A 21,744-nucleotide genomic window follows, 5' to 3' on the forward strand; every position below is an offset into this window, starting at 1 on the left:
TCGCCCGCCGACTCCCCCCCCGGTTCAACGCCCCAGCGTCATCCGCTTTAGCAGCACGTTGAAGTCCATCGCCGGGCGGTTCAGCAGGTCGTTAGCGTACTCGCCCTCGCAGGACGCCCGGGCCTTGTCGGCCGGCACGCCGGCCACCCGCTCCTTCAGGTTGCCATTTAAGTAGTCCAGCACCGCGGCAACATACGCATCCATGTCGGCATCCGTCGTATCAGGCTTTTGCGCGCGCTTCTGTTGTATCAACTGCGCCTTGTAAAGTTGGCGCAGCATCACCAGCGCAGCGGCGTTCTGCTGCTTCCATTGCGCCATCGCGGCCGTCAGGGCCTCGACCGATTCCGGCGCCAGCACCTTGCACCGCTCAACCAGCAGCGCGTGATACGCATCGTAGTCGACCTGCGCCATCTGGATGCCGTTGGCGACATCGACCTCCGCAGCGCCTGCCATCATGGACGTGCCGGCCAGGGCCAGGCTAAGAAAAATTGATTTGATCATCCCACCGCTTTCCAGGTCCGCCGGATTTTAGATGCCGCTAGTGTATTGCAATCCGGCCAGTTGTGAGCTGGCGCGCGCAAAAAAAAGGGAGGCGCATGGCCTCCCTTCTCTTTATCTCGCTGACGCTTAGTTCTGCGTCAGGAAAGTCTTCAGCTTGTCCGAGCGCGACGGCTGGCGCAGCTTGCTCATGGCCTTGGCTTCGATCTGGCGAATACGCTCGCGGGTCACGTCGAACTGCTTGCCGACTTCTTCCAGCGTGTGGTCGTTCGACATTTCCACGCCGTAGCGCATGCGCAGCACCTTGGCTTCGCGCGGGGTCAGCGAGTCCAGCACTTCCTTGATGACGTTGCGCATCGAGGCGTGCAGCGCGGCATCCAGCGGCGCCAGCGTGGTGTTGTCTTCGATGAAGTCGCCCAGCTGCGAATCGCCGTCCTCGCCCATCGGCGTTTCCATCGAGATCGGCTCTTTGGCGATCTTCATGATTTCGCGGACTTTGTTTTCCGGCATTTCCATCTTGACGGCCAGGGTCGCCAGGTCCGGCTCGCTGCCGGTTTCCTGCATGATCTGACGCGAGATGCGGTTCATCTTGTTGATCGTTTCGATCATGTGCACCGGCACGCGGATGGTGCGGGCCATGTCGGCGATCGAACGGGTGATGGCCTGGCGGATCCACCAGGTCGCATAGGTCGAGAACTTGTAGCCGCGACGATATTCGAACTTGTCCACCGCCTTCAGCAGACCGATATTGCCTTCCTGGATCAGATCCAGGAACTGCAGGCCGCGGTTGATGTACTTCTTGGCGATCGAAATCACCAGACGCAAGTTGGCGACCGTCATTTCACGCTTGGCCTGGCGCGCACGTTTTTCACCGGCGGCCATCTGCTTGTTAATCTTGCGCAGGTCGGCCAGCGGCAAAGCCACGCGGGCTTGCAGGTCGATCATTTTCTTTTGCAGCTCTTTCACCGCAGGCACGTTACGGCCCAGGATGGCGCTGTACGGATAGGCGCTGTCGACTTCGCCGTCAACCCAGTCCAGGTCGCATTCATTGCCAGGGAAGACCTTGATGAAGTGGGCGCGCGGCATGCCGCATTTGTTCACGCACAGCTCCAGCACGGCGCGCTCGATGTGGCGCACTTCTTCCATCTGGCCGCGCAGCGTGTCGCACAGCTTCTCGACCACCTTGGCGGTGAAGCGGATGCCCAGCAGCTCGGCCGAAATCGCTTCCTGCGCCGATACATAAGCCTTGGAGCCGTAGCCGCCGGTGGCTTTGCGCATCTTGTCGTACTGGGTCGAGATGACGTCGAATTTTTCCAGCGCGGCTTTCTTCAGCTGCGCCAGTTGCTCGGTCGAGAAGCCCGCCGCGCCGCCGTTGGCGTCGCCGTCTTCTTCCTCGACTTCCTCTTCCTCTTCTTCTTCGTCGTCCGACGCGGCGGCAGGCGCGGCCGCAACGGCCGGCGTGTTGTTCGCTTCGTTCAGGTCGACGAAGCCATCCACCACTTCATCCACTTTCAGTTCGTCGGCTTCGATCTTGGTGGCCAGCGCGACGATCTCGGCGATCGTGGTCGGGCAGGCGGAGATGGCCTGGATCATGTCCTTCAGGCCGCCTTCGATACGCTTGGCGATCTCGATCTCGCCTTCGCGCGTCAGCAGCGCCACGGCGCCCATTTCACGCATGTACATGCGGACCGGGTCGGTGGTGCGGCCGAAGTCGGAATCGACCGTCGACAGCGCGGTCGCGGCAGCCGCTTCCACTTCGTCGTCGGAGGTCACGGTGGCAACGCTATCGGTCAGCAGCAGCGAATCGGCTTCCGGCGCGCGCTCGTAGATGGCGATGCCCATGTCGTTGAAGGTCGCGATGATGCCTTCGATCGCTTCAGGGTCGACAATGTTTTCCGGCAGTTGGTCATTGATCTCGGCGTAGGTCAGGAAGCCGCGCTCCTTACCCATGTTGATCAGGTTCTTGATCTGGGTGCGGCGGCGCTCCAGTTCCTCGGCCGTGCTCTTCGAGTCCACGCCCAGCATGTCGGCGGCGCCACCCTTGGCTTTGCGCTCGCGGGCCTTGGACACGGCCTTCAGTTCGGCGCGCTCGACCGCGTTCAGTGCCGCGACTTCGTCGTTTTCCGGCGTGAATTCGGACGGCTTGCGGCCGCGGCGGCCTGGCACTTTCACGCTAGGCAGCAGGTAGCCGGAGGTGTCGATCGAGGCCAGCGTGGCTGCATCGGTCACCTGGCTGACGGCCGGGCCGGCGGTCACGATGACGACCGGCGCAGGCTCGGCCTTGGCGGCCTTGACCAGTTTGGATTTCGGCGCGGCCTTGACCACTACCGCAGGCACGCCGGCTTCGGCGGCCGGGGCCGCGGCGCTCTTGCGCGCGACCTTGACGGTCTTGATCGGGGTGTCGGACGCGTCAGCGTGCTGCACCGCCACTTGCGCTTCCGCCTGGGCCGCTTCGGCCGCGGCGCTCAAGCGCGTTTTCTTTTTGACTACCGTTACTTTGCTCGCTGCCTCTTGCGCATTATCGATCACATAAGATAGAGTCGTCTTTGGCACCACCAGCGGGGCGGAGCTGGTACGGGCAGCCTTGACGGACAACGTTAAAGTTTTCGGCGTTTTTGTCATTAAATATCTCTCAATGCGTATTCGCCAGAAAATACAAAATGCCATAGCCAGCGCCGACCGTTACCGGTGCGCACAGATGGAAATGTTGTAATTTAGCTGACGATTATCTGCGGAATAAAAAAAGCCCGCATCCAACAACGGGCTTGTTTCTCTTTTCAGTGAAGAATAGGGAGAGGGCAAAGTATGCCGTATAGCGAGACATCAGGATAATTGATAGTACTTATATCCGACATCTTAAAACCATATAACAAGGGCGTCACACTCTTGTCAGACCGTCCAAATCGCATCCTGTACCAAACTGAAACGCACCGTCCTGCAAAGGTGCGTCTCGCATTATACATGTTTTGGCGTGCGAACGCACCTTCCGCGTCCAAGGGGCGTATGATGTCGATATGGTCATTTTTGCATCATGGCCTAAAAGGCACTGCAATCCCGTAGTGCCCATGATATGCTGACGCCTCTTGCTTAAACTATGAAGTCGATGAACACTAGCCTCACCCCTCAGGCGCCGGCAATCGAGCCCGCAGCCTCCGCCGCTACCGCGGCACCTGCGGCTCTGACCCCGCGCAGCTTGCTGAAACAATTGCAAACCCAATTCCCGGCCTTCCGCGATTTCCTGCCCTTGTCGATCGGTATCGACAAGCAGATCCTCGCCGTCATGCCTGAACTGGACCGCAAGACCATGCGTACCGCGCTCGGCATCCATACCGGCTCGCTGCGCTATCTGAAAGTCATGGAAAAAGCCAAGGTGCGTCACGACTTGGACGGCACCCCTGGCGCCGAAGTGACCGATACCCACCGCGCCCACGCCACCCAGGTGTTGCAGGACCGCTTCAAGAAAGAAGCCGAGCGCAAGAAAGCGGAACGCGACGCGGCTGCGGCCGAAGAAGCGGCCCGCGTGCGCGCCGACAAGCTGAACCAGCTGACCGCGAAGTTCTCGCGCAAGGGCTGAGTTGGCTCAGTTGGATACCCAGCAGCTAGCGGCACAGGCGGAGGCCGAGCTTCCGCCGTACGTGGGGATACGCATCGCCGATGTCCGGCTGGTCACCACGGCCGAGCAAGCCGTGGCCGCGCGCGACGCCCTGCTGGCCACCGACGCCATCGGCTTCGATACCGAATCGAAGCCGACCTTCACCAAGGGCGAGACCTCGACCGGTCCGCACCTGATCCAGTTCGCCACCGATCATCAAGCCTATCTGTTCCAGATCGGCAGCAGCACCTCCGCGGCCATCCTCGAAGTGTTGCAAGCGGTGCTGGAAACGCCGGCTTTGCTGAAGGTGGGCTTCGGCCTGTCCGACGACGTCAAGCGCCTGCACGCCAAGCTGGCGATACGGGCGGCCGGCGTGGTCGACCTGTCGGTGGCGCTGCGCACGCCGGGACAACGCAACGACCTCGGCGCCAAGACCGCCGTCGCCAAGTTCTTCGGCCAGAAACTGCAGAAATCCAAGAAGATCTCCACCACCAACTGGGCGCTGCCGCGCCTGAACGAAAAGCAGATCCTGTACGCGGCCGACGACGCCCAGGTGGCCTTGCGCGTCTACCGCCACTACATCGGCGCCGGCAACAAGCTGCCGCCGGTGAAAGCCGTCAAACTTCCCCGCCCGCCCAAGCCTCTTTAGCCGCACGATCTGGTATCCTTGCCAGATAGCTACGACCTCAAGGAATGGCATGTCTACCTCTTACGTCGTGCGCGCGTGCGCCGCGCTGGCTTTGGCCGGCAGCTGCCTGCCATCGCAGGCCGCCGCACCCGCCACCCTGCCCGACACGCTGGAACAACGCGTGGCCGCCTGCACCGCCTGCCACGCCGTCAAGGAGCGCGGCGACGCCTTCTTCCCGCGCATCGCCGGCAAGCCGGCCGGCTACCTGTACAACCAGCTGGTGAATTTCCGCGAAGGCCGGCGCCATTACCCGATGATGACCTATATGGTCGACCACCTGCCGGACGCCTACCTGCGCGAAATCGCCGACTACTTCTCGCAGCAGCATCCGCCCTACCCGCCGGCGCAGGCCGGCAGCGGCGCCAGTGCCGACAGCGCCGCCCTGACGCGCGGCCAGGCGCTGGTGCAGCAAGGCGATCCGGCCAAGAAGATCCCCGCCTGCGTGGCCTGCCACGGCAGCGCGCTGACCGGCGTGGCGCCGGCGATACCCGGCCTGATCGGTCTGCCCAGCGATTACGTCAACGCCCAGTTCGGCGCATGGAAGAACAAGGTGCGCCGCGCCGCCGCGCCGGACTGCATGGCTGAGATCGCCAACCGGCTGTCCGAGGCCGACGTCGCCGCCGTCTCCGGCTGGCTCAGCAAGCAAACGCCGGACGCCGCCGCCCGCCCCGCCGACAGCATCGCCATGCCCCTGCCGCTGAACTGCGGCAGCGTGCCAGCACCTTGAGGGGCCGCACATGAAGAAAATTATTTATACCGTTATCGCGCTGCTGCTGGCCGGCATCCTGTTCGTGCTGTTCGGCGGCTCTGACGATGCCGGACCGGCGCCGACCGTCACCGCGAAACTGGCGCCGGCCGAGAAGATCGCGCGCGGCGCCTATCTGGCCAAGGCTGGCGACTGCATGGCCTGCCACACCGTGCGCGGCGGCGCGCAATATGCCGGCGGACGCGCGCTGCAAACGCCGTTCGGCAACGTCATCTCGCCCAACATCACTTCCGACAAGGCCAGCGGCATCGGCAGCTGGAGCTCGGACGATTTCTGGCATGCGCTGCACAACGGCAAATCGAAGGATGGCCGCCTGCTGTACCCGGCCTTCCCCTACACCAACTACACCCGCATCACGCGCGACGATGCGGACGCGCTGTACGCCTACTTCCAGTCGGTGCCGGCGGTGGCGCAGGCCAACCAGCCACATGAACTGCGCTTCCCGTACAACCAGCAATTCATGCTGGCCGCGTGGCGCGCGCTGTACTTCAAGCCGGCCGTGTTCCGCGAAGACGGCAAGCAATCGGTGGACTGGAATCGTGGCGCCTACCTGGTGCAGGGCCTGGGCCATTGCAGCGCTTGCCACAGCGCGCGCAACACGCTGGGCGCGACCGACGGCGAAGGCCTGTCTGGCGGCCTGATCCCGGTGCTGGGCTGGTACGCGCCATCGCTCAATTCCGGCGCCGAAGCCGGGCTGGGAGAATGGATGCAGCCGCACATCGCGCAATTGCTGAAGACCGGCGCGTCGCCGCGCGCGACCGTGTTCGGGCCGATGGCGGAAGTGGTGCAGCAAAGCCTGCAATACCTGAGCGACAGCGACATCAACGCCATGGCGGTCTACCTGAAAGCACTGCCGGGTGACGGCAAGAAATCCGAGTTCGAGCGCGACAAGGGCGAAGAAGCGGTGGCCTACCTGTCGGCCGGCGCCAAGCTGTACGAGAAGCACTGCGCGGATTGCCACGGCGCAGGCGGCGCGGGCCTGCCGCCCGGCTACCCGCCGCTGGCCGGCAACCGCGCGTTGACGATGGAGCAGGCGGTCAACCCGATCCGCATCGTGCTCAACGGCGGCTTCGCGCCCGGCACGGAAGGCAATCCACGGCCATATGGCATGCCACCGTTCGGCCACGTATTGAACGATACCGAAGTGGCGCAGGTCGTATCCTATCTGCGCAGCGCCTGGGGCAATAACGCACCACCGGTCAACGGCAACGACGTCAACCGCTACCGCGCGATTCCATTGGATTGATGAAGAGAGGCATGCATGGCGACTGAAAAAGACTTGACCGCGCAACAGCTCTACCACGGCACGCGGGCCGACCTGAAAACAGGCGACTTGATCGAGCCGGGCTATGCCTCCAACTACGGCAGCAGGCGCAAGGCCAACCACGTCTACCTGAGTGCAACTCTGGAGGCTGCGACTTGGGGCGCGGAACTGGCACAGGGCGACGCCCCCGGCAGGATCTACATCGTGGAACCGACCGGCCCAATCGCCGACGATCCGAATCTGACCGATAAAAAGTTCCCCGGCAACCCGACGAAGTCCTACCGATCTCGGGAACCGCTACGGGTTATCGGCGAGGTCAAGGATTGGCAAGGACACGCGCCCGAAGTGCTTCAGGCCATGAAGGACCACGTCGAGAAAATCAGGTTGCAGGGCATTGAGGCAGTCGACGACTGAGTATCGAGGCGATGTCGTTCAGGCTGTCCACCTCGTAGTCCGGCATCGCTTCCGACGCATTGGCCAGGCGGTCGGGATTAAACCAGCAGCTTTCGATGCCATATCGATTCGCGCCGAGAATGTCGGCGTCCAGGCGGTCGCCGATGATGATCGCGTCTTCCTTGGCAAACGGTTTAGCCATTTTGGCGGCATATTCGAAGAAGCGCACATCCGGCTTGGCGTAGCCGCAAGCTTCGGACGTGGCGACGAAGGAAATGTACTCGGCCAGCCCCGAGCTGGCGATACGGCGGTTCTGGATGGCTTCGACGCCGTTGGTGATGATGCCCACCTCGCCCATTGCGGACAGCGTCTCGCAAAGCAGTTTGGCGCCCTCGATGAGGACCACGGTATCCGGCAGCGACTCAAGATAAAGGACGCTTGCCACTTCGGGATCCAGATCGATGCCGTTCGCCAGGAAGGTCTTGCGAAAGCGCTCCACTTTCAGGAAATCTTTGGTCACGGCGCCCGTCTCGAAGCGCCGCCACAGTTCCACATTAATCGCCTGGTACTGCTGGAAAATCCCGTCCACGCTATCGCGCAGCCCCAGTTCCTGCATGGTGCGTACGAAAGAAAGCTTTTCGGACGCCTTAAAATCGAGCAGCGTATCGTCCAGGTCGAACAAAAACAGTCGGTACTTCATCGCGTCCTTAGTAGTGCTCGGCGAAACCGATGCGGTCGGTCGTTGCGTTGCGGGCGTCATCCACGCTGACCTTGCCGGCGGCCAGCAGCGCGCGCAGCGAGGCGTTCATCGTGTGGCAGCCCTCGCCCGGCTTGTTTTCCATCCAGTTGCGCAGCGCCGACACCTGGCCGGTGGCGATCATCGACACCACGTCCGGATTCGAGGTCAGGCACTCGGTGGCCAGGTGGTAGCGGTCACCGTCCACCGACGGCAGCAGCGCCTGGCACAGCACGCCGCGCAGCGCATGCGCCAGGGCCTGCGACTGCGGCTCGGCGTTGCCCAGCAGGCGCACCATCTTCTGCAAGCCCAGCTCGGTCGAACGCGCGTGCAGCGAGGCCAGCACCAGCGGGCCGGATTCAGCCAGCGCCAGCGCTTCCTGCGCCGTCTGGGCGTCGCGGATCTCGCCGATGACGATCACGTCCGGCCGTTCACGCAGCGCGTCCAGCGCGCCTAGGTAGAAGCTCTCGACGTCGCCGTCGAAGCCCACTTCGCGCTGGGTGATGACGCACTGGCGCTGCGGGATCAGCGTTTCCACCGGATCTTCAATCGTGATGATGTGACCGGAACGGTGCTTGTTGATCTCGTCGAGCATGGCGGCGATGGTGGTCGACTTGCCCTGGCAGGTGTCGCCGATAATCAACACCAGCCCGCTGGTGAGCTTGGCGAAGTTCTGCTCGGCCTGGCGCAGGCCCAGCTGGCTGAGCACCATCGGCTCCTTCGGGAAGCGGCGGATCACGCAACCCAGCCGCTTCTTGCCCTGGAAGCTGAAGCAGTTGGCGCGGATGCGCGCCGTGTGCAGGTCCACCGCGCGGTCGAAGGCACGGTCCTGGATGCGCTCGGCCCAGTTCGGCTCGACCACTTCGAAGAACTCTTGCAGCTCCTCGCGCGTGATCGGCGAATCGGTCACCGCCACCAGCCCTTTCGGCTGGCGCAGCAACAGCGGGCTGTTCTGGTGGATCAGGATGTCGCTGAAGATCAGCTTGGAATTCAGCAAATGCAGGATCTGCTCGACGAGCGTGCCGAAGACCGGGTGGTCTTCGTTTTCGATGTAAGTCAGGGTGCGAATTTGCGACGACTGGTAATTTTCCATCTGTACTCTGATCTCCGTGGGGTCGGTGTTGCTCCGCGAACGATTATAAGAGAAAAATTGCAGCATCGAAATTTTTTCAGCTGCGGACCTTCGGATATTTGAAGCCGGTGCGCAAGTCCATGCTGAAGCGTTGTTTGCCTTCGGTGACCACCACGTGGTCGGGCGGTTCCTCGCCGGCCAGTGCGCGATAGAAGATCGGCAAGCCCTCGCCTTTGCGGATCAGGTCGTCGCAGCGTTCGTAGACATTCGGACAACCGGTTTCCGCCAGCAGCGCCTGCACGATAGCCACTTTCCAGGCCTCGACGCCGGCCGACTGGAACTGGCAGATCAGGTAGCCCTGGACACCGCCCCAGCTGTCGACCAGCAGGCCGGACAGGCCGTCCTCGTCGCCACGCACCACCGGCACCAGGTCGTTGGGACCGGCCGCGCGCACGCTGGCGGCGCGCTTGGCGATGGCGGCCTTGACGCGGCGCTTGATCAGCGCGTGGTCGACCGGTTCGTCTTCCTTGTAAGTCCAGATGCGGGCGCAGATCTGCGACTTGGCATTGTAGGCGGCGCGGCCGATGAACTGGCGCGACGAGGTCTGCACGGTGGCGGTGGCGCCCGGCTTGTTTTTTTCCTGCGGCTTGCCCTCGACTTTTTCGATCGCGGAAGCATAAATCCAGGGGGCGCCGGCCAGCAGGCTCTTTTCCTTGCCCTGTTTGATGGTGATGATAAGCATGTAAGTCCAATGTGTGCTGCATTGCAGCGTGCGGTGTTGCGGGATAGTCCGAATGATACCTCATGCCGGCCCTGCCCCCGCCGCCGGCCCCGGTCTGGTCCCCGGCTGCTGCATTCTGTGCCGCGCTGGCTGCAATCTGTCGCAGCCGGGTTTCGTGCGCGGGAATGAGTCCGTAGTATCCAACCTCAAGAACCGTATCCACCATCCAGAGGAGATCATCATGGCAAATCCATCCGTCCGTAGCGCGCTGCGCATCCTGTTCCTGTCCGCCGGCCTGCTGGCCGTCGCCGCGCCGGCCGGCGTCGCCGTGGCCGGTCCGCTCAGCTGGTTCCATGGCGAGCGCGTGCAGGGCAGCGGCAAGATCGTCAAGCAGAACCGCGAGACCGGCCATTTCACTTCGCTGGCGACCAGTCTCAGCGGCAATGTCGAGATCCGCATCGGCAATACCGAAGGCGTCACCGTTGAGACCGACGACAATCTGCAGGCGCTGATCGAGACCGTGGTCGACAATGGCACCTTGCGTATCAAGCCGACGCGCAAGGACGTCAACCTGGAGTCGCACACGATGAAGATCGTGGTGCAGGCGCGTTCGATCGAGAAAATCGCGGTGGCCGGTTCCGGTTCGGTCGAGGCCGACAAGTTGCACGCCGAAAGCCTGACGTTTGACGTCGGCGGCTCCGGTTCGATCAACGTGCGCAATCTGGAGAGCGAATCGGTGGCGATCTCGCTGGGCGGCAGCGGCAACCTGAAGGCCAGCGGCAACGTCGAACGCTTACAGGTGTCGGTGGCCGGGTCGGGACGGGTGCAGGCCGGGCAGCTGGCGGCGCGCGACGTGACGGTCAGCATCGGCGGCTCGGGCCAGGCGACGGTGTGGGCCAGGCAGACGCTGAACCTGAGCGTGGGCGGTTCGGGCGACATCACCTACTACGGCGATCCGCAGCTGACCAAGAGCGTGACGGGTTCGGGCACCATCAAGCGGCTGGGTGGTTCGCCGCAGTAAAGACCTCGGCGGGATTGCCGCCCTCGGCCAGCGCCTGTATCCAGGCGCTGAGCTGGGCGGTGTCGGCATGATCCATTTTTTCGGTAATGCCCACCGGTAGTGGCGCGTTTCGGCGATCTAGCAACCCTTGCAAAACGCCTTTCAGCGCCGTGCGTTCACCCTCTTGCCGCCCTTGCTGCACACCTTGCTGCACACCTTGCCGCATGCCTTGCCGCATGCCTTTGCGACGTCCCTCTTTCAATCCCTTAAGGCGGCCACGCTTGACGGCCTCATATTCCAGCAAGGCTTCATAAGTCTTGAATCGCCGATTAAATAGCATCACTGGCTCCTCCCCTGAGCTCATATTAGCTTCGTCAAATTCGTCCTGCAAGGTCGTGCGTACCCAGCGCGTCAGACTATCGCGGGCTCTTGCGATATCCGGCGCTTTCATGCGCTCGGCAAAATCGCCCAACGCAGACAGCATTTCCTTATTGGTCTTCGAACGCAACAATCGGAACACGATACCCAGAATATTGGCCGGGTCATCCGGGTTCATATGGCGATGCTGGTCTATCAGCATGTATTGCTGCTGCGGCTGATAGACTTCTAATCCCATTGGCGGCGGCAGCATCAGGTCGGTCAAATCCCTGCTGGCGCGCCACAGGCCTCGACCGTGGTACAGCACAATCGGCATCACCGGCGGCAACTTGTCACACCGCGTCAGGCAATGCCGGGCAACCAGGTCCTGCAGCAGCAGCCCCACATAAACCTGCATGCGCAAGGCCATCCAGCGATCCGAGCGGGCCTGGAATTCCAGCAGGATGTAGACGTACACCCATTCCCCGCCCACCTTGGCCCGCCACACCATGTCCTGGTGGCGCTGCTTGCCGCGATCGCTGGCGTAGCTGGCGTTGACGCGCTCGAAAGCCCCCACGTCCAGCGTCCTGGCCCAGTCGGCCAGCAAAAACCCGGCCAGCAAATCCCGCACGATTTCGGGATGCGCGAAGAGTTGGCGGTAAAGCGTGTCGCTGCGGGTTTTCATCCAAAAAATTGTAGCGCCCGTCTGAAGACGCGGGTACGCTAGGCGGGCGCCGTTTGGCCCGCATCAATCCGGTGCACATAAAACGAATAAGAACCTCACCACAAGGAGATCCGCTTGAACGTTATCGCCATGTCCGTCCGCCGCGCCTACACGCTGCCGCTGTTGCTGTTGGCCTGCTCCGCCGCTTTCGCCGATGCCCCACCCGCCGTCACCGCCATCAAGGCTGCCCACATGCTCGACGTGCGCAGCGGCGCGCTGATCGACAACGCCGTGGTGTTGGTCAGCGGCGAACGCATCACTGCCGCCGGCAGCAAGCTGGCGATCCCCGACGGCGCCCAGGTCATCGACCTCGGCAACAAGACCCTGCTGCCCGGCCTGATCGACATGCACACCCACCTGACCGGCGACCCGCAGGACGCCGGCTATTCCATCATCGCCAAATCCATCCCCCGCACCACACTGACCGGCGCCAAGAACGCCCGCCTGACGCTGCAGGCCGGCTTCACCACCGTGCGCGATGTCGGCGCCGACGGCTATGCCGACATCGGCCTGCGCGACGCCATCAACGACGGCGACGTGCCCGGCCCGCGCATGGCCGCCTCCGGCCCGCCGCTGAGCATCACCGGCGGCCACTGCGACGACACCATGCACGCCCCCGAATACAAGCAGACCGCGCTCGGCGTGGCCGACGGCGTCGCCGAAGCGCTCAAAGTCACGCGCCGCAACATCAAGTACGGCGCCGACGTCATCAAGATCTGCGCCACCGGCGGCGTGCTGTCCTTCGGCGACGATCCGCGCACCTCGCAATACACGCTGGAAGAATTGAAAGCCATCATCGGCGACGCCCACCGCCTCGGCCGCAAGGCCGCCGCCCATGCGCACGGCGGCGACGGCATCAAACTGGCGGTGCTGGCCGGCATCGATTCAATCGAGCATGGTTCCTACATCGACGACGAAGGCATCAAGCTGATGAAGGAACACAAGACCTGGCTGGTGCCGACGGTCTACCTGGGCGACTGGCTGATCGACAACGCCGAGGCCATCAAGCTGCCCGCGCCGCTGCTGGAAAAAGCCAAGGTGGTGTTGCCGACGGCGCGCCAGAACATCGCCCGCGCCATCAAGGCCGGCGTGCCGGTCGCCTTCGGCACCGACGCCGGCGTCTATCCGCACGGCCTGAACGCGCGCGAGTTCGGCATCCTGGTCAAGCTGGGCATGACGCCGATCCAGGCAATCCGCGCGGCCACGCTCAACGCCAGCGAGCTGCTGGGCTGGACCGACAAGGTGGGCACTATCGAAGCGGGCAAGTTCGCCGACCTGATCGCGGTCGACGGCGAACCGTTGAAGGATGTGAAGACGCTGGAAAGCGTCCAGTGGGTGATGAAGGGCGGCGCGGTCGTCAAATAATATAAACTATAAACCGCGCGCGGCCTTGTTCAATGCTGGTGCTGCGCCGTGCCGGCGGGCGCCGGCAGTACTTCCAGCACCGGCGCCGGCGCCTTCAGCTTGGCGGCGCCGTCGCCGGGGATCTCGTCCCAGGCCACGCTGACCTTGTCGCACTGCTGCACGACGCGGAAGTACAGCTTGCCCGGCTCCGCAGTCAGCTTGACCTGCACCACGAACTCGTCGAAATAAGCGTCCGGCAGCGGGCCGCCCTTCCAGCTGATTTCCTGCACGCCGCCATTGGTGGCTACGTTGATCTTCCAGCCCGCCTTGGGCATAGGCTTGGCGTTGCTGGCGCCTTCCGGCAGCGATACCGTCAAGCCCTTGGTGGCCGTGCCGTCGCAGCCGTGGCCGACGCGGAAGGTCAGCTTCTGGAAACTGCCGGCCAGGCCGGTGGTTTGTTCCAGCGTTACGTGCGCCTGCGCCGCAGGCGCCAGCATCGCAGCAGAGAAAGCCAGCGCCAGCATGGTGGAAGTCGTTTTCATCACTGCCCTTTCGGTGGTATGTACGTCAGCGGTTTGACCGTCACGTCGATGGCGACGGTTTCGGCCGGCTTGCCCTTCTTGCGGATCACCAGCGTGACCGGCACGGTCTCGCCTTCCTTCAACTGCCGCTTCAAATCCATCAGCATCACATGATAGCCGCCGGACGCCAGGTCCACGCTCTGCCCGGCCGGCAAGTCCAGCGACGGCACGGCGTGCATCTTCATCATCTGGCCGTCCATCTCCATGTGATGAATCTCCGCCACGCCCGCCACGCTGGAACGCACTTCCACCAGCTGCCCGCCCTGCCTGGACTTGAGCTGCATGAACACGCCGGTGGACTTGGCCGACGGCACGGTGGCGCGTATCCAGGCGTCGCGGACTTCGACCTGGGCCGAAGCCAGCGGCGCCGCCAGCAGCAATGTGTAGAGGATTTTTTTCATCGCTCGATTATATCAACGTTAAATTAACGTTCACCCTTGAAGGTCTCGCGACCGACTTCCACCGTGGTGACGCCGTCGGTCAGCCAGATCTGGCCGTCCTGGATCGTGCATTGCAGCTGCATGCTGCGCTGGGCCATCTTGGACAGCTGCTCGGTGGCATCGGCGTCGAGGTTGATCACGGTCAGGTTCTTGCAGCGCTCGACCTTGTTGGCCAAAGCCTTCCACCAGATGTGGCTGGTCGCGGCGTAGCTGTAGACGTAGACGTGTTCCGAACGGCCGCTGGCCTTCAGGATCACCTTCTCGTCCGGCTGGCCCACTTCGATCCACAACTGGATCGCGCCGGTCAGGTCCTTCTGCCACAGGTCCGGCTCTTCAACGTCGAACAGGCCCTTGGTGAAGGTCAGCGCTTCGTTGGCGTGGATCGCGAAGGCGATCAGGCGCACCATCATGCGCTCGTCGGTTTCGGACGGGTGGCGCGCCAGCGTCAGCGACTGGGTCTCGTAGAAGTTGCGGTCCATGTCCGCGATCTGCAAGTCGGCTTTGTAAATTGTTGCTTTGAGGGCCATCGGTGAATCTCTTTAGTTTCTATTATTTGAAGACGACAGTCTTGTCGCCGTTCTGCAAAATGCGGTGTTCGACAAACCATTTCACGGCGCGCGCCAGCACCACGCACTCGACGTCGCGGCCGATGGCGGACAGCGTTTCCGCGTCCATCGAATGATCGACCCGCTCGACGTCCTGCTCGATGATCGGACCTTCGTCCAGGTCGCCCGTGACGAAGTGCGCGGTCGCACCGATCAGCTTGACGCCGCGGTGGTGCGCCTGCGCATACGGCTTGGCGCCCTTGAAGCTCGGCAGGAAGGAATGGTGAATATTGATCGCCTTCCCTTTCAACGCCGTGCACAGGCCAGGCGACAGGATCTGCATGTAGCGCGCCAGCACAACCAGGTCGATGTTGTGCGAATTCATCAGCTCGATGATCTTGGCTTCCTGCGCCTGCTTGGCTTCCTGCGGCGCGCCAGTCGCCAGCGGCAGGTGGTGGAACGGGATATTGTAGCTGGCCGCCAGCTGGTAGAAGTCCATGTGATTGGACACGATGGCCGGAATTTCCACCGGCAGCAGACCGCTCTTGTAGCGGAACAGCAAATCGTTGAGGCAATGGCCGATCTTCGACACCATCAGCATCACGCGCGGCTTGTAGTGAGCGTCGCGCAGCTCCCAGTCCAGCTTCATCTCGGCGCCCAGCAGGCCGAAGTCGGCGCGCAGCAGGTCGTCGTTGACGTTGCGGTCTTCCAGCGCGAAGTGCACGCGCATGAAGAACAGCTTCGATTCACTGTCGCCGAACTGGGCCGAATCGATGATGTTGCAGCCGTGGTCGGCCAGGAAGCCCGACACGCGATGAACGATTCCGCGCTGGTCCAGGCAAGAGAGTGTCAAAATGTATTCGGGATTGCTCATATCCACCATCGTTATAGGTCTAACAAGGCCGGTATTGTCGCACGGCTGGGCGCAGACCGTAAAAATAGCACGATCGTTCAATTTGAGATATATTGAGCGTCACACTCACCTTCGAGGATACAAAAATGACTATCAACGAGACAAATCTTCAATTCCGCCTGGCGGCCCGTCCGGTCGGCATGGTCAAGGACAGCGACTGGCAGCAAGTCAGCGAACCGGTGCGCGAGCCGGCCGAGGGCGAAGTCGTGGTCAAAGTGCTGTACCTGTCGCTCGATCCGGCCATGCGCGGCTGGATGAACGAGGGCAAATCCTACATCCCGCCGGTCGGCATCGGCGAGGTGATGCGCGCCGGCGGCGTCGGCGTGGTGGTGGCGTCGAAGTCGCCGGACTTCGCGGTCGGCGACCATGTGCAGGGCGGCACCGGCGTGCAGCGCTACTGGGTCGGCCCGGCCGGCGACAAGCGCCATGGCTTCCGCAAGGTCGACGCCAAGCTGGCGCCGTTGCCCACCTACCTCAACACGCTGGGCATGCCGGGCATGACGGCCTACTTCGGCCTGATCGAATCGGGCCAGCCCAAGGCCGGCGAGACGGTGGTGGTGTCCGGCGCGGCCGGCGCGGTCGGCCAGACCGTCGGCCAGGTGGCCAAGCAACTGGGCTGCCGCGTGGTCGGCATCGCCGGCGGCAAGGACAAGTGCGACTTCGTGGTCAACCAGCTGGGCTTTGACGCCTGCATCGACTACAAGGGCGGCTCGGTCAAGGATGGCCTGAAGGAACATTGCCCGAACGGCGTCGACGTCTACTTCGACAACGTCGGCGGCGAGATCCTCGACACCGTGCTGACCCGCATCAACATGAAGGCGCGCATCGTCATCTGCGGCGCCATCTCGCAGTACAACAACACCACACCGGTCAAGGGCCCGGCCAACTACATGTCGCTGCTGGTGAACCGCGCGCGCATGGAAGGCATCGTCGTGTTCGACTACGCCGACCGCTACCACCTGGGCATCGCCGCGCTGGGCAAGTGGATGAAGGAAGGCAAGGTCAAGAGCAAGGAAGACATCGTGCAAGGCCTGGAGCAGTTCCCGCAAGCACTGAACATGCTGTTCGAAGGGAAGAACTTCGGCAAGCTGGTGCTGCAGGTGGCCGCCGAATAAATTCGGGGAACTTTTTAGCGTAGGCCGCGTCTATCCTTCGGCTGCACACACCGCCGGGCCGCAAGCCCGGCGTTTTTCATTGAAGGATCACGACGAGGACGCATCATGTTCGCCCAACCCATTCCCCCCGCGATCAAATCGCACATCGACATCCAGATTACGCTGTACACCGACCTGACCCAGCGCGCGCTCGAAGCCCTGCAAAGCTTGAGCGAACTGAACCTGCAGCTGGGCCGCGACCTGATCGCCGAGTTCGGCGCCAACATCCAACGCATCATGGCCAGCAAGGACGCGGCGCAACTGGGCTCCGCCGTCGGCGCCCAGTTCACGCCGGGCTGGGGCGCGCTGCAAAACTACCAGCAGCATCTGGTCGAGATCCTCAGCCGGGCCAACTCCAGCCTGGCGCAAACGGCCGCCACCCACATGCCGGCCGTACGCCGCGCCGCCACCGACGCGGCCGAGGAAATCATGCACCAGGCCTCGGAACAGACGGCGCGCACCGCCGAACAGATGTCCAAATACCAGATGGCCAGCGAACTGCGCCATTAATCGCCTTCTTTGTGGAACTTTCGTCAACGTTACATCTCTAACCATGCAGAGCAGCCGGCTTCAGGGCTGGCTGCTCGGGGAACCCTGACGGAATTTCATAACACTCATGAGGAGGTCTTATGGCCAGTAATTCAGGTAACGATCAAAGCAAGCCGAAAGGCACGGCCAAGCGCGGCTTTGCGGCGATGGACGAAGCAACCCAGCGCGCCATTGCCAGCAAGGGCGGACAGGCGGCCCACCAAAAAGGCACGGCCCACGAGTTCGATTCGGAAGAAGCGCGCCGGGCCGGCCAGAAAGGCGGCGAGGCGGTCAGCCGCGACCGCGAGCACATGGCGCAGATCGGCCGCAAAGGTGGGGAAAGCCGGCAGTCCGCGGCCCGCGCCAACGCCGAGAAAAACGCCGCCAACGGCACGCGCGGCACCGCGTCCGAACAATCTTCCAAGGGAGGCAGCCAGCAAGGCGGCAAAGTCGCCGAGCGCTAAACTCAACAGCGCGGCGGTGGGCGGGCGCGGCCGCGCCCGCCTATGCCTATGCCTCCAGCGCTTCCTGCAAGCGCAGCAGCATGGAGGCATGCGCACCGGGCGCCGCGGCGGCCATGCTGGCGGCGCCCAAGCCGTAGGGCTGGCCGTCGACTTGCGTTGCCCGGCCGCCGGCCTCGTGAACCAGCAGCATGCCGCCTATGCAATTGAAGCCGTCGTCGCCGAATTGCCAGAACCCGTCGAGGCGGCCGCAAGCCACATAGGCCAGTTGCAACGAGGTCGCGCTCAGGTTGCGCACCGCCGCCACGTCCGGCAGCATGGCGCTCAGCGCGACGCCGGCCTGACGCACCGCGCGCCGGTCGCGGCCGGCAAACGGCGGCTGGCTGGTGGCGACGATGCCCTGGTAATGGCTGACGCGGTCGTTGACACGGATGCCGACGCCGTTGCGGTAGGCGCCATGGCCCCAGACCGCATGGAACATCTCGTCGTGCACGGCGTCGAAGATGGCGGTGAACACCGGCACGCCCTCGCGCATCAGCGTCAGCGACATGGCCCAGTTCGGTATCGCGCGCAAAAACTGCACCGCGCCGTCGATGGCGTCGCAGATCCAGTACTCGCCGCGCTCGGCCAGGGCGGCGGTTTCGGCGTCCTCCGCCTCGGCGCCGCCCATCTCATCCTCCATCCATCCGATGGCGGGATACAGGCGGCCCAGCGCCCGCTTCAAGCGGGCGTTGGCGGCGCCGTCGATGCGGCGGAACGCCGTCATCATCTCGTCCACTTCCAGCACCGGCTGGTCGCGCCAAAACGTTTCGCACAGACCGGCGCCGGCCTCGCGCAGCAGCGCCAGGACTTCTTCCGTATCGATTGCAGTCATGCTGATTCCTTGCTATAAACTGAACTCTTAGCTTGCCAGAAAATTCATATCCTGACTAACTGGCGGCAGACAAGTCATATCGCAATCGGGCCAAATACTATGGGTAGCAACTACTACGGCGACAAGCGGCTGACGGACGAGATGCCGATCATCGTCACCGCGCAGCACGCCGACCACAACACCAGCACCATCAAGCAGACGCATCACCACCCGGAAGGCCAGATGTATATTCCGCTGCAAGGGGTGATCGTGATCGAGGCGGGCGACACGCGCCAGGTGCTGCCGCGCGGCCGGGTGGGCTGGATACCGCCCAATATGCCGCACGGCGCCAGCGCGCACGGCAACACGCTCAAGCCAGGGCTGGCGGGCTACACGGTCCACCTCGCGCCCTCGCTGTGCGTGGACATGCCGGCGCAATCGCGGGTGATGGCCATGTCGCCGCTGGCGGTGTCGCTGCTGGAACGCATGAGCGCGTGGCCCAACGGCATGCCGGCCGACGCCGCCGGACGGCGGCTGATGACGGTGTTCCTGGACGAGGTCCGCACGGCCGATGAAGAGCCGCTGCACCTGACCATGCCCAGCCATCCGCGCCTGCAGGCGATGGCGGCGGCGATCGCCGACAATCCGGCCGATGAGACCGACCTCGACGAATGGGCCGCCAAACTGGGCTGGTCGCGCCGCAGCCTGACGCGCCACTTCCGCCACCAGACCGGCATGTCGCTGGTGGAGTGGCGCCAGGTGGCGCGGTTGCAAAAGGGCATGGAGTTGCTGAACGGCGGCGCCTCGGTGACGACGGTGGCGCTCAGCCTGGGTTATGACAGCGTCAGCAGTTTTATCGCGCTGTTCCGCCGCATCCTGGGCGTCACGCCGGCGCGCTTCGCCCAGCTCGATACGTGATCAGGCCGGCGTGCCGAGGATGACGCTGGACGCCTTGAAGATGGCGGTGGCGGCCATGCCCACTTCGAGCGCCAGCGTTTCGCCGCTGTCGCGGGTGACGATGGCGGCGATCGCGCCGCCGCCCGGCAGCTCGATGCTGACCTCGGTATTGACGGCGCCCACCAGCACCCGCGTGATCGTGCCGGACAAGCGGTTGCGCGCGGAAAATTTGGCCTCGCCCATTTCCGTCACCACGATCACCGCCGAGGCCTTGATCAGCGCGAAGGCTTCGGCGCCGATGACCAGGCTCAGGCTGTCGCAGCTGTCGCGCGTGATGGTGGCGACGATGTGTTCGCCACCGACGATTTCCAGCGTCACCTCGTCGTTCACCGCGCCCTCTTTCAACGCCACCACCTTGCCGCTGAACTGATTGCGCGCGCTGGTCTTCATCTTCATCCTTTGTATCAGCAAAAAATCGTCGGCCAGCGCGTGCGACTGGCTGCTCAGGTGCGCCACGAACTTGCGGTGCTCCTCGTCGATCTTACGGAAATTTTCCACCAGCTGTGCGCCGCGCGCCGTCAGCCGTGTGCCGCCGCCGCCCTTGCCGCCCGCCGCGCGCTCCAGCAGCGGCTCGCCGGCCAGGTTGTTCATCGCCTCGATGGCGTCCCATGCGCCCTTGTAGCTCATGCCGACCGCCTTGGCCGCGGCCGTGATCGAACCCTGTTCGGCGATGGCCGCCAGCAGCGCCATCCGGTCCTGCCCGCCCAGCTTCTGACCGCCGACGGTCAGCCATACATTGCCCTGCAATGCCATTGCGTGTTCTTCAGGCTTCATTGCGCTCCACTAGCTCCAGGTCCTTGACGTCGGCCATGCTACCATTTTCCATGCGCAGCACGTGCTCGCCGAACGCGCGCACGTCCTCGGGATCGTGGGTGATCAGTATCATCGGAATGTCGAGGCGGCGTTGCAGCGCGTCCAGCTCGGCGCGCATGCGTTCGCGCAGACCGGGGTCCAGCGCCGCGAACGGCTCGTCCAGCAGCAGCGCCGCCGGCTCCGGCGCCAGCGCGCGCGCCAGCGCCACCCGCTGCCGCTGGCCGCCGGAGAGTTGATGCGGAAACTGGTGCGCCACGTGCTCCAGTTCGAACGCGTTCAGCCAGTAGCGGACCGCCTCGCCATCCACGCGCGCCAGCGGATTGCGCCAGCCGCGCTGCAAGCCGAAGGCGATGTTCTGTCGCACATTCAGATGCGGAAACAGCGCGTAATCCTGGAACAGATAGGCCAGCTGCCGCCGCTGCGCCGGCAGGTCGACGCCCTTGCCGCTGTCGAACAGGCTGCGGCCGGCCACGTCGATGCGGCCGCTGTCGGGCGTCATCAAGCCGGCCACCGCCTTCAGCAGCAGGCTCTTGCCCGCGCCCGACGGCCCGTAGATCACGATGCGCTGGCTACTCGATGCCAGCTGCGCGCGCAGTTCGAAGGTCCGCGAGCCGGAACGCAAGGTCTTGACGATGTCGATATTGATTTGCATGCTCAGGCCTGCGGATTACGGTTGGGCGTCAGTTTGTTCGCCGCGATCAGCACCACGATGCAGACCACGGAAGTAATAATCACCAGCAGGTTGGCGCTGTCGTCCTGCCCGGCCTGCACGGCTTCGTACACGGCGATCGACAGCGTCTGCGTCTTGCCGGGGATGCTGCCGGCCACCATCAGCGTCGCGCCGAACTCGCCCATCGAGCGCGCGAACGCCAGCAAGGTGCCGCCCAGCACGCCGCGCCAGGCCAGCGGCAAGGTCACGCGCAGGAACACGCCGAACGGCGATATGCCCAGCACCTTGGCGGCCTGCTCCAGCTGCGTGTCGACCGTTTCAAACGCCGCCCGCGCGCCCTTGAGCACCAGCGGAAACGCCACCACGGCCGCCGCGATCACCGCCGCCTGCCAGGTGAAAATCAGGTTGATGCCGAACGTCTGCTGCAACCACGCGCCGATCACGCCGTGCCGGCCGATCACCACCAGCAGGTAGTAGCCGAGCACGGTGGGCGGCATCACCATCGGCAAGGTCAGCAACGCATCCAGCAGCTCGCGCCCCGGAAAGCGCTTGCGCGCCAGCAGATAGCCCAGCGCCACGCCGAACACCAGGTCCACCAGCGTCGCCCAGCACGCCACCTTCAGCGACAGGCGCAGCGCGATCCAGGCCGGTTCGGCGAGAAACCCCTCCACCGC

Annotated in this window: 25 protein-coding genes; 11 read left to right on the forward strand and 14 right to left on the reverse strand. The window is 63.8% G+C overall.

All coding sequences use genetic code 11. The features are described from left to right. Nucleotides 1-24: 24 nt before the first annotated feature. Together D0T21_RS12115 and rpoD are read right to left on the reverse strand one after the other, a co-directional pair. On the reverse strand, nt 25-501 hold the full coding sequence (locus D0T21_RS12115) for a hypothetical protein (RefSeq protein ID WP_116989603.1): 477 nt from the start codon (nt 499-501) through the stop codon (nt 25-27). Between the two features lie 126 nt (nt 502-627). Continuing rightward, the gene (gene rpoD, locus D0T21_RS12120) at nt 628-3,120 is read right to left on the reverse strand and encodes an RNA polymerase sigma factor RpoD (protein ID WP_116989602.1); all 2,493 of its coding nucleotides are present in this window, start codon (nt 3,118-3,120) and stop codon (nt 628-630) included. Between the two features lie 472 nt (nt 3,121-3,592). Here rpoD and D0T21_RS12125 point away from each other — a divergent pair, with 472 nt between their 5' ends. Genes D0T21_RS12125 through arr form a run of 5 tightly spaced genes read left to right on the forward strand, consistent with a single transcriptional unit; the run spans nt 3,593 to nt 7,222 of the window. Then, on the forward strand, nt 3,593-4,072 hold the full coding sequence (locus tag D0T21_RS12125; protein WP_116989601.1) for a ProQ/FINO family protein: 480 nt from the start codon (nt 3,593-3,595) through the stop codon (nt 4,070-4,072). Between the two features lies 1 nt (nt 4,073). Beyond that, nucleotides 4,074-4,739, forward strand: coding sequence for a 3'-5' exonuclease (locus tag D0T21_RS12130; protein WP_373886663.1), 666 nt, complete (start codon nt 4,074-4,076; stop codon nt 4,737-4,739). Nucleotides 4,740-4,788: 49 nt separating this feature from the next. Further along, on the forward strand, nt 4,789-5,505 hold the full coding sequence (locus D0T21_RS12135; RefSeq protein ID WP_116989600.1) for a c-type cytochrome: 717 nt from the start codon (nt 4,789-4,791) through the stop codon (nt 5,503-5,505). 10 nt (nt 5,506-5,515) lie between these two features. After that, complete coding sequence (locus tag D0T21_RS12140; protein WP_116989599.1) at nt 5,516-6,790, forward strand: cytochrome c; 1,275 nt, start codon at nt 5,516-5,518, stop codon at nt 6,788-6,790. Between the two features lie 15 nt (nt 6,791-6,805). Next, nucleotides 6,806-7,222: an NAD(+)--rifampin ADP-ribosyltransferase gene (gene arr / locus D0T21_RS12145; protein WP_116989598.1), complete on the forward strand. Its 417-nt coding sequence runs from the start codon at nt 6,806-6,808 to the stop codon at nt 7,220-7,222. On the opposite strand, the gene D0T21_RS12150 is transcribed toward arr, so the two are convergent. The 3 genes from D0T21_RS12150 to D0T21_RS12160 form a co-directional block, all read right to left on the reverse strand. Next, nucleotides 7,188-7,901: a YjjG family noncanonical pyrimidine nucleotidase gene (locus D0T21_RS12150; protein ID WP_116989597.1), complete on the reverse strand. Its 714-nt coding sequence runs from the start codon at nt 7,899-7,901 to the stop codon at nt 7,188-7,190. The genes arr and D0T21_RS12150 overlap by 35 nt on opposite strands. Before the next feature lie 7 nt (nt 7,902-7,908). Beyond that, the gene (locus D0T21_RS12155) at nt 7,909-9,030 is read right to left on the reverse strand and encodes a type IV pilus twitching motility protein PilT (RefSeq protein ID WP_116989596.1); all 1,122 of its coding nucleotides are present in this window, start codon (nt 9,028-9,030) and stop codon (nt 7,909-7,911) included. Nucleotides 9,031-9,106: 76 nt separating this feature from the next. Continuing rightward, nucleotides 9,107-9,751, reverse strand: coding sequence for an SAM-dependent methyltransferase (locus D0T21_RS12160; RefSeq protein WP_116989595.1), 645 nt, complete (start codon nt 9,749-9,751; stop codon nt 9,107-9,109). Between the two features lie 220 nt (nt 9,752-9,971). On the opposite strand from D0T21_RS12160, the gene D0T21_RS12165 reads away from it, so the two are divergent. Beyond that, nucleotides 9,972-10,751: a head GIN domain-containing protein gene (locus D0T21_RS12165; protein ID WP_199538443.1), complete on the forward strand. Its 780-nt coding sequence runs from the start codon at nt 9,972-9,974 to the stop codon at nt 10,749-10,751. Here the strand turns inward: D0T21_RS12165 and D0T21_RS12170 are convergent. Next, nucleotides 10,723-11,772, reverse strand: a complete 1,050-nt coding sequence (locus D0T21_RS12170) for an Rpn family recombination-promoting nuclease/putative transposase (RefSeq protein ID WP_116989593.1) — start codon at nt 11,770-11,772, stop codon at nt 10,723-10,725. The genes D0T21_RS12165 and D0T21_RS12170 overlap by 29 nt on opposite strands. Nucleotides 11,773-11,886: 114 nt before the next feature. Between D0T21_RS12170 and D0T21_RS12175 the strand changes: the two genes are divergently transcribed. Then, nucleotides 11,887-13,176 carry an amidohydrolase family protein gene (locus D0T21_RS12175; RefSeq protein ID WP_116989592.1) on the forward strand — a complete coding sequence of 430 codons (1,290 nt, stop codon included), beginning with the start codon at nt 11,887-11,889 and terminating at the stop codon, nt 13,174-13,176. A 29-nt stretch (nt 13,177-13,205) separates the two neighbouring features. On the opposite strand, the gene D0T21_RS12180 is transcribed toward D0T21_RS12175, so the two are convergent. From D0T21_RS12180 to purU, 4 genes are read right to left on the reverse strand one after another with little or no spacing between them, the layout of a single operon-like run. Beyond that, nucleotides 13,206-13,697: a YcnI family protein gene (locus D0T21_RS12180; RefSeq protein ID WP_116989591.1), complete on the reverse strand. Its 492-nt coding sequence runs from the start codon at nt 13,695-13,697 to the stop codon at nt 13,206-13,208. Then, nucleotides 13,697-14,137, reverse strand: a complete 441-nt coding sequence (locus D0T21_RS12185) for a copper chaperone PCu(A)C (RefSeq protein ID WP_116989590.1) — start codon at nt 14,135-14,137, stop codon at nt 13,697-13,699. The genes D0T21_RS12180 and D0T21_RS12185 overlap by 1 nt, the downstream gene beginning before the upstream one ends. A gap of 23 nt (nt 14,138-14,160) precedes the next feature. Further along, nucleotides 14,161-14,703: a YaeQ family protein gene (locus tag D0T21_RS12190; protein ID WP_116989589.1), complete on the reverse strand. Its 543-nt coding sequence runs from the start codon at nt 14,701-14,703 to the stop codon at nt 14,161-14,163. Nucleotides 14,704-14,725: 22 nt separating this feature from the next. Further along, on the reverse strand, nt 14,726-15,595 hold the full coding sequence (purU, locus tag D0T21_RS12195; RefSeq protein ID WP_116990045.1) for a formyltetrahydrofolate deformylase: 870 nt from the start codon (nt 15,593-15,595) through the stop codon (nt 14,726-14,728). A gap of 125 nt (nt 15,596-15,720) precedes the next feature. Between purU and D0T21_RS12200 the strand changes: the two genes are divergently transcribed. From D0T21_RS12200 to D0T21_RS12210, 3 genes are all read left to right on the forward strand, one after another. Then, on the forward strand, nt 15,721-16,749 hold the full coding sequence (locus D0T21_RS12200; RefSeq protein WP_116989588.1) for an NADP-dependent oxidoreductase: 1,029 nt from the start codon (nt 15,721-15,723) through the stop codon (nt 16,747-16,749). Nucleotides 16,750-16,854: 105 nt separating this feature from the next. Then, nucleotides 16,855-17,298 carry a TIGR01841 family phasin gene (gene phaP, locus D0T21_RS12205; protein WP_116989587.1) on the forward strand — a complete coding sequence of 148 codons (444 nt, stop codon included), beginning with the start codon at nt 16,855-16,857 and terminating at the stop codon, nt 17,296-17,298. Nucleotides 17,299-17,417: 119 nt separating this feature from the next. Then, entirely contained in the window at nt 17,418-17,780 is a 363-nt protein-coding gene (locus tag D0T21_RS12210; protein ID WP_116989586.1) for a KGG domain-containing protein, read from the forward strand. Nucleotides 17,781-17,826: 46 nt separating this feature from the next. Here the strand turns inward: D0T21_RS12210 and D0T21_RS12215 are convergent, their stop codons facing one another. Beyond that, nucleotides 17,827-18,651 (reverse strand): inositol monophosphatase, encoded by an 825-nt coding sequence (locus D0T21_RS12215; RefSeq protein ID WP_116989585.1) that lies wholly within the window; start codon nt 18,649-18,651, stop codon nt 17,827-17,829. A 99-nt stretch (nt 18,652-18,750) separates the two neighbouring features. On the opposite strand from D0T21_RS12215, the gene D0T21_RS12220 reads away from it, so the two are divergent. Then, a complete protein-coding gene (locus D0T21_RS12220; RefSeq protein ID WP_116989584.1) occupies nt 18,751-19,548 on the forward strand; it encodes an AraC family transcriptional regulator in 798 nt (265 codons plus the stop codon). Here D0T21_RS12220 and D0T21_RS12225 read toward each other — a convergent pair whose 3' ends face one another. The 3 genes from D0T21_RS12225 to modB are packed head-to-tail and all read right to left on the reverse strand — an operon-like array spanning nt 19,549 to nt 21,741. Next, entirely contained in the window at nt 19,549-20,361 is an 813-nt protein-coding gene (locus tag D0T21_RS12225) for a TOBE domain-containing protein (RefSeq protein WP_116989583.1), read from the reverse strand. Beyond that, nucleotides 20,351-21,052 carry an ABC transporter ATP-binding protein gene (locus D0T21_RS12230; protein ID WP_116989582.1) on the reverse strand — a complete coding sequence of 234 codons (702 nt, stop codon included), beginning with the start codon at nt 21,050-21,052 and terminating at the stop codon, nt 20,351-20,353. The genes D0T21_RS12225 and D0T21_RS12230 overlap by 11 nt, the downstream gene beginning before the upstream one ends. 2 nt (nt 21,053-21,054) lie before the next feature. After that, the gene (gene modB, locus D0T21_RS12235) at nt 21,055-21,741 is read right to left on the reverse strand and encodes a molybdate ABC transporter permease subunit (RefSeq protein WP_116989581.1); all 687 of its coding nucleotides are present in this window, start codon (nt 21,739-21,741) and stop codon (nt 21,055-21,057) included. Nucleotides 21,742-21,744 lie beyond the last annotated feature (3 nt).

It is taken from the genome of Duganella sp. BJB476, from assembly GCF_003416895.1.
Classification (GTDB): Bacteria; Pseudomonadota; Gammaproteobacteria; order Burkholderiales; family Burkholderiaceae_D; genus Rugamonas.

Bases quoted from the DNA above. Each gene is read 5' to 3' on its own strand.
- D0T21_RS12115 (WP_116989603.1), bottom strand. From the start codon at position 501: ATGATCAAATCAATTTTTCTTAGCCTGGCCCTGGCCGGCACGTCCATG.
- rpoD (WP_116989602.1), bottom strand. From the start codon at position 3,120: ATGACAAAAACGCCGAAAACTTTAACGTTGTCCGTCAAGGCTGCCCGT.
- D0T21_RS12125 (WP_116989601.1), top strand. From the start codon at position 3,593: ATGAAGTCGATGAACACTAGCCTCACCCCTCAGGCGCCGGCAATCGAG.
- D0T21_RS12135 (WP_116989600.1), top strand. From the start codon at position 4,789: ATGTCTACCTCTTACGTCGTGCGCGCGTGCGCCGCGCTGGCTTTGGCC.
- D0T21_RS12140 (WP_116989599.1), top strand. From the start codon at position 5,516: ATGAAGAAAATTATTTATACCGTTATCGCGCTGCTGCTGGCCGGCATC.
- arr (WP_116989598.1), top strand. From the start codon at position 6,806: ATGGCGACTGAAAAAGACTTGACCGCGCAACAGCTCTACCACGGCACG.
- D0T21_RS12150 (WP_116989597.1), bottom strand. From the start codon at position 7,901: ATGAAGTACCGACTGTTTTTGTTCGACCTGGACGATACGCTGCTCGAT.
- D0T21_RS12155 (WP_116989596.1), bottom strand. From the start codon at position 9,030: ATGGAAAATTACCAGTCGTCGCAAATTCGCACCCTGACTTACATCGAA.
- D0T21_RS12160 (WP_116989595.1), bottom strand. From the start codon at position 9,751: ATGCTTATCATCACCATCAAACAGGGCAAGGAAAAGAGCCTGCTGGCC.
- D0T21_RS12165 (WP_199538443.1), top strand. From the start codon at position 9,972: ATGGCAAATCCATCCGTCCGTAGCGCGCTGCGCATCCTGTTCCTGTCC.
- D0T21_RS12170 (WP_116989593.1), bottom strand. From the start codon at position 11,772: ATGAAAACCCGCAGCGACACGCTTTACCGCCAACTCTTCGCGCATCCC.
- D0T21_RS12180 (WP_116989591.1), bottom strand. From the start codon at position 13,697: ATGAAAACGACTTCCACCATGCTGGCGCTGGCTTTCTCTGCTGCGATG.
- D0T21_RS12185 (WP_116989590.1), bottom strand. From the start codon at position 14,137: ATGAAAAAAATCCTCTACACATTGCTGCTGGCGGCGCCGCTGGCTTCG.
- D0T21_RS12190 (WP_116989589.1), bottom strand. From the start codon at position 14,703: ATGGCCCTCAAAGCAACAATTTACAAAGCCGACTTGCAGATCGCGGAC.
- purU (WP_116990045.1), bottom strand. From the start codon at position 15,595: ATGAGCAATCCCGAATACATTTTGACACTCTCTTGCCTGGACCAGCGC.
- D0T21_RS12200 (WP_116989588.1), top strand. From the start codon at position 15,721: ATGACTATCAACGAGACAAATCTTCAATTCCGCCTGGCGGCCCGTCCG.
- phaP (WP_116989587.1), top strand. From the start codon at position 16,855: ATGTTCGCCCAACCCATTCCCCCCGCGATCAAATCGCACATCGACATC.
- D0T21_RS12210 (WP_116989586.1), top strand. From the start codon at position 17,418: ATGGCCAGTAATTCAGGTAACGATCAAAGCAAGCCGAAAGGCACGGCC.
- D0T21_RS12215 (WP_116989585.1), bottom strand. From the start codon at position 18,651: ATGACTGCAATCGATACGGAAGAAGTCCTGGCGCTGCTGCGCGAGGCC.
- D0T21_RS12220 (WP_116989584.1), top strand. From the start codon at position 18,751: ATGGGTAGCAACTACTACGGCGACAAGCGGCTGACGGACGAGATGCCG.
- D0T21_RS12225 (WP_116989583.1), bottom strand. From the start codon at position 20,361: ATGAAGCCTGAAGAACACGCAATGGCATTGCAGGGCAATGTATGGCTG.
- D0T21_RS12230 (WP_116989582.1), bottom strand. From the start codon at position 21,052: ATGCAAATCAATATCGACATCGTCAAGACCTTGCGTTCCGGCTCGCGG.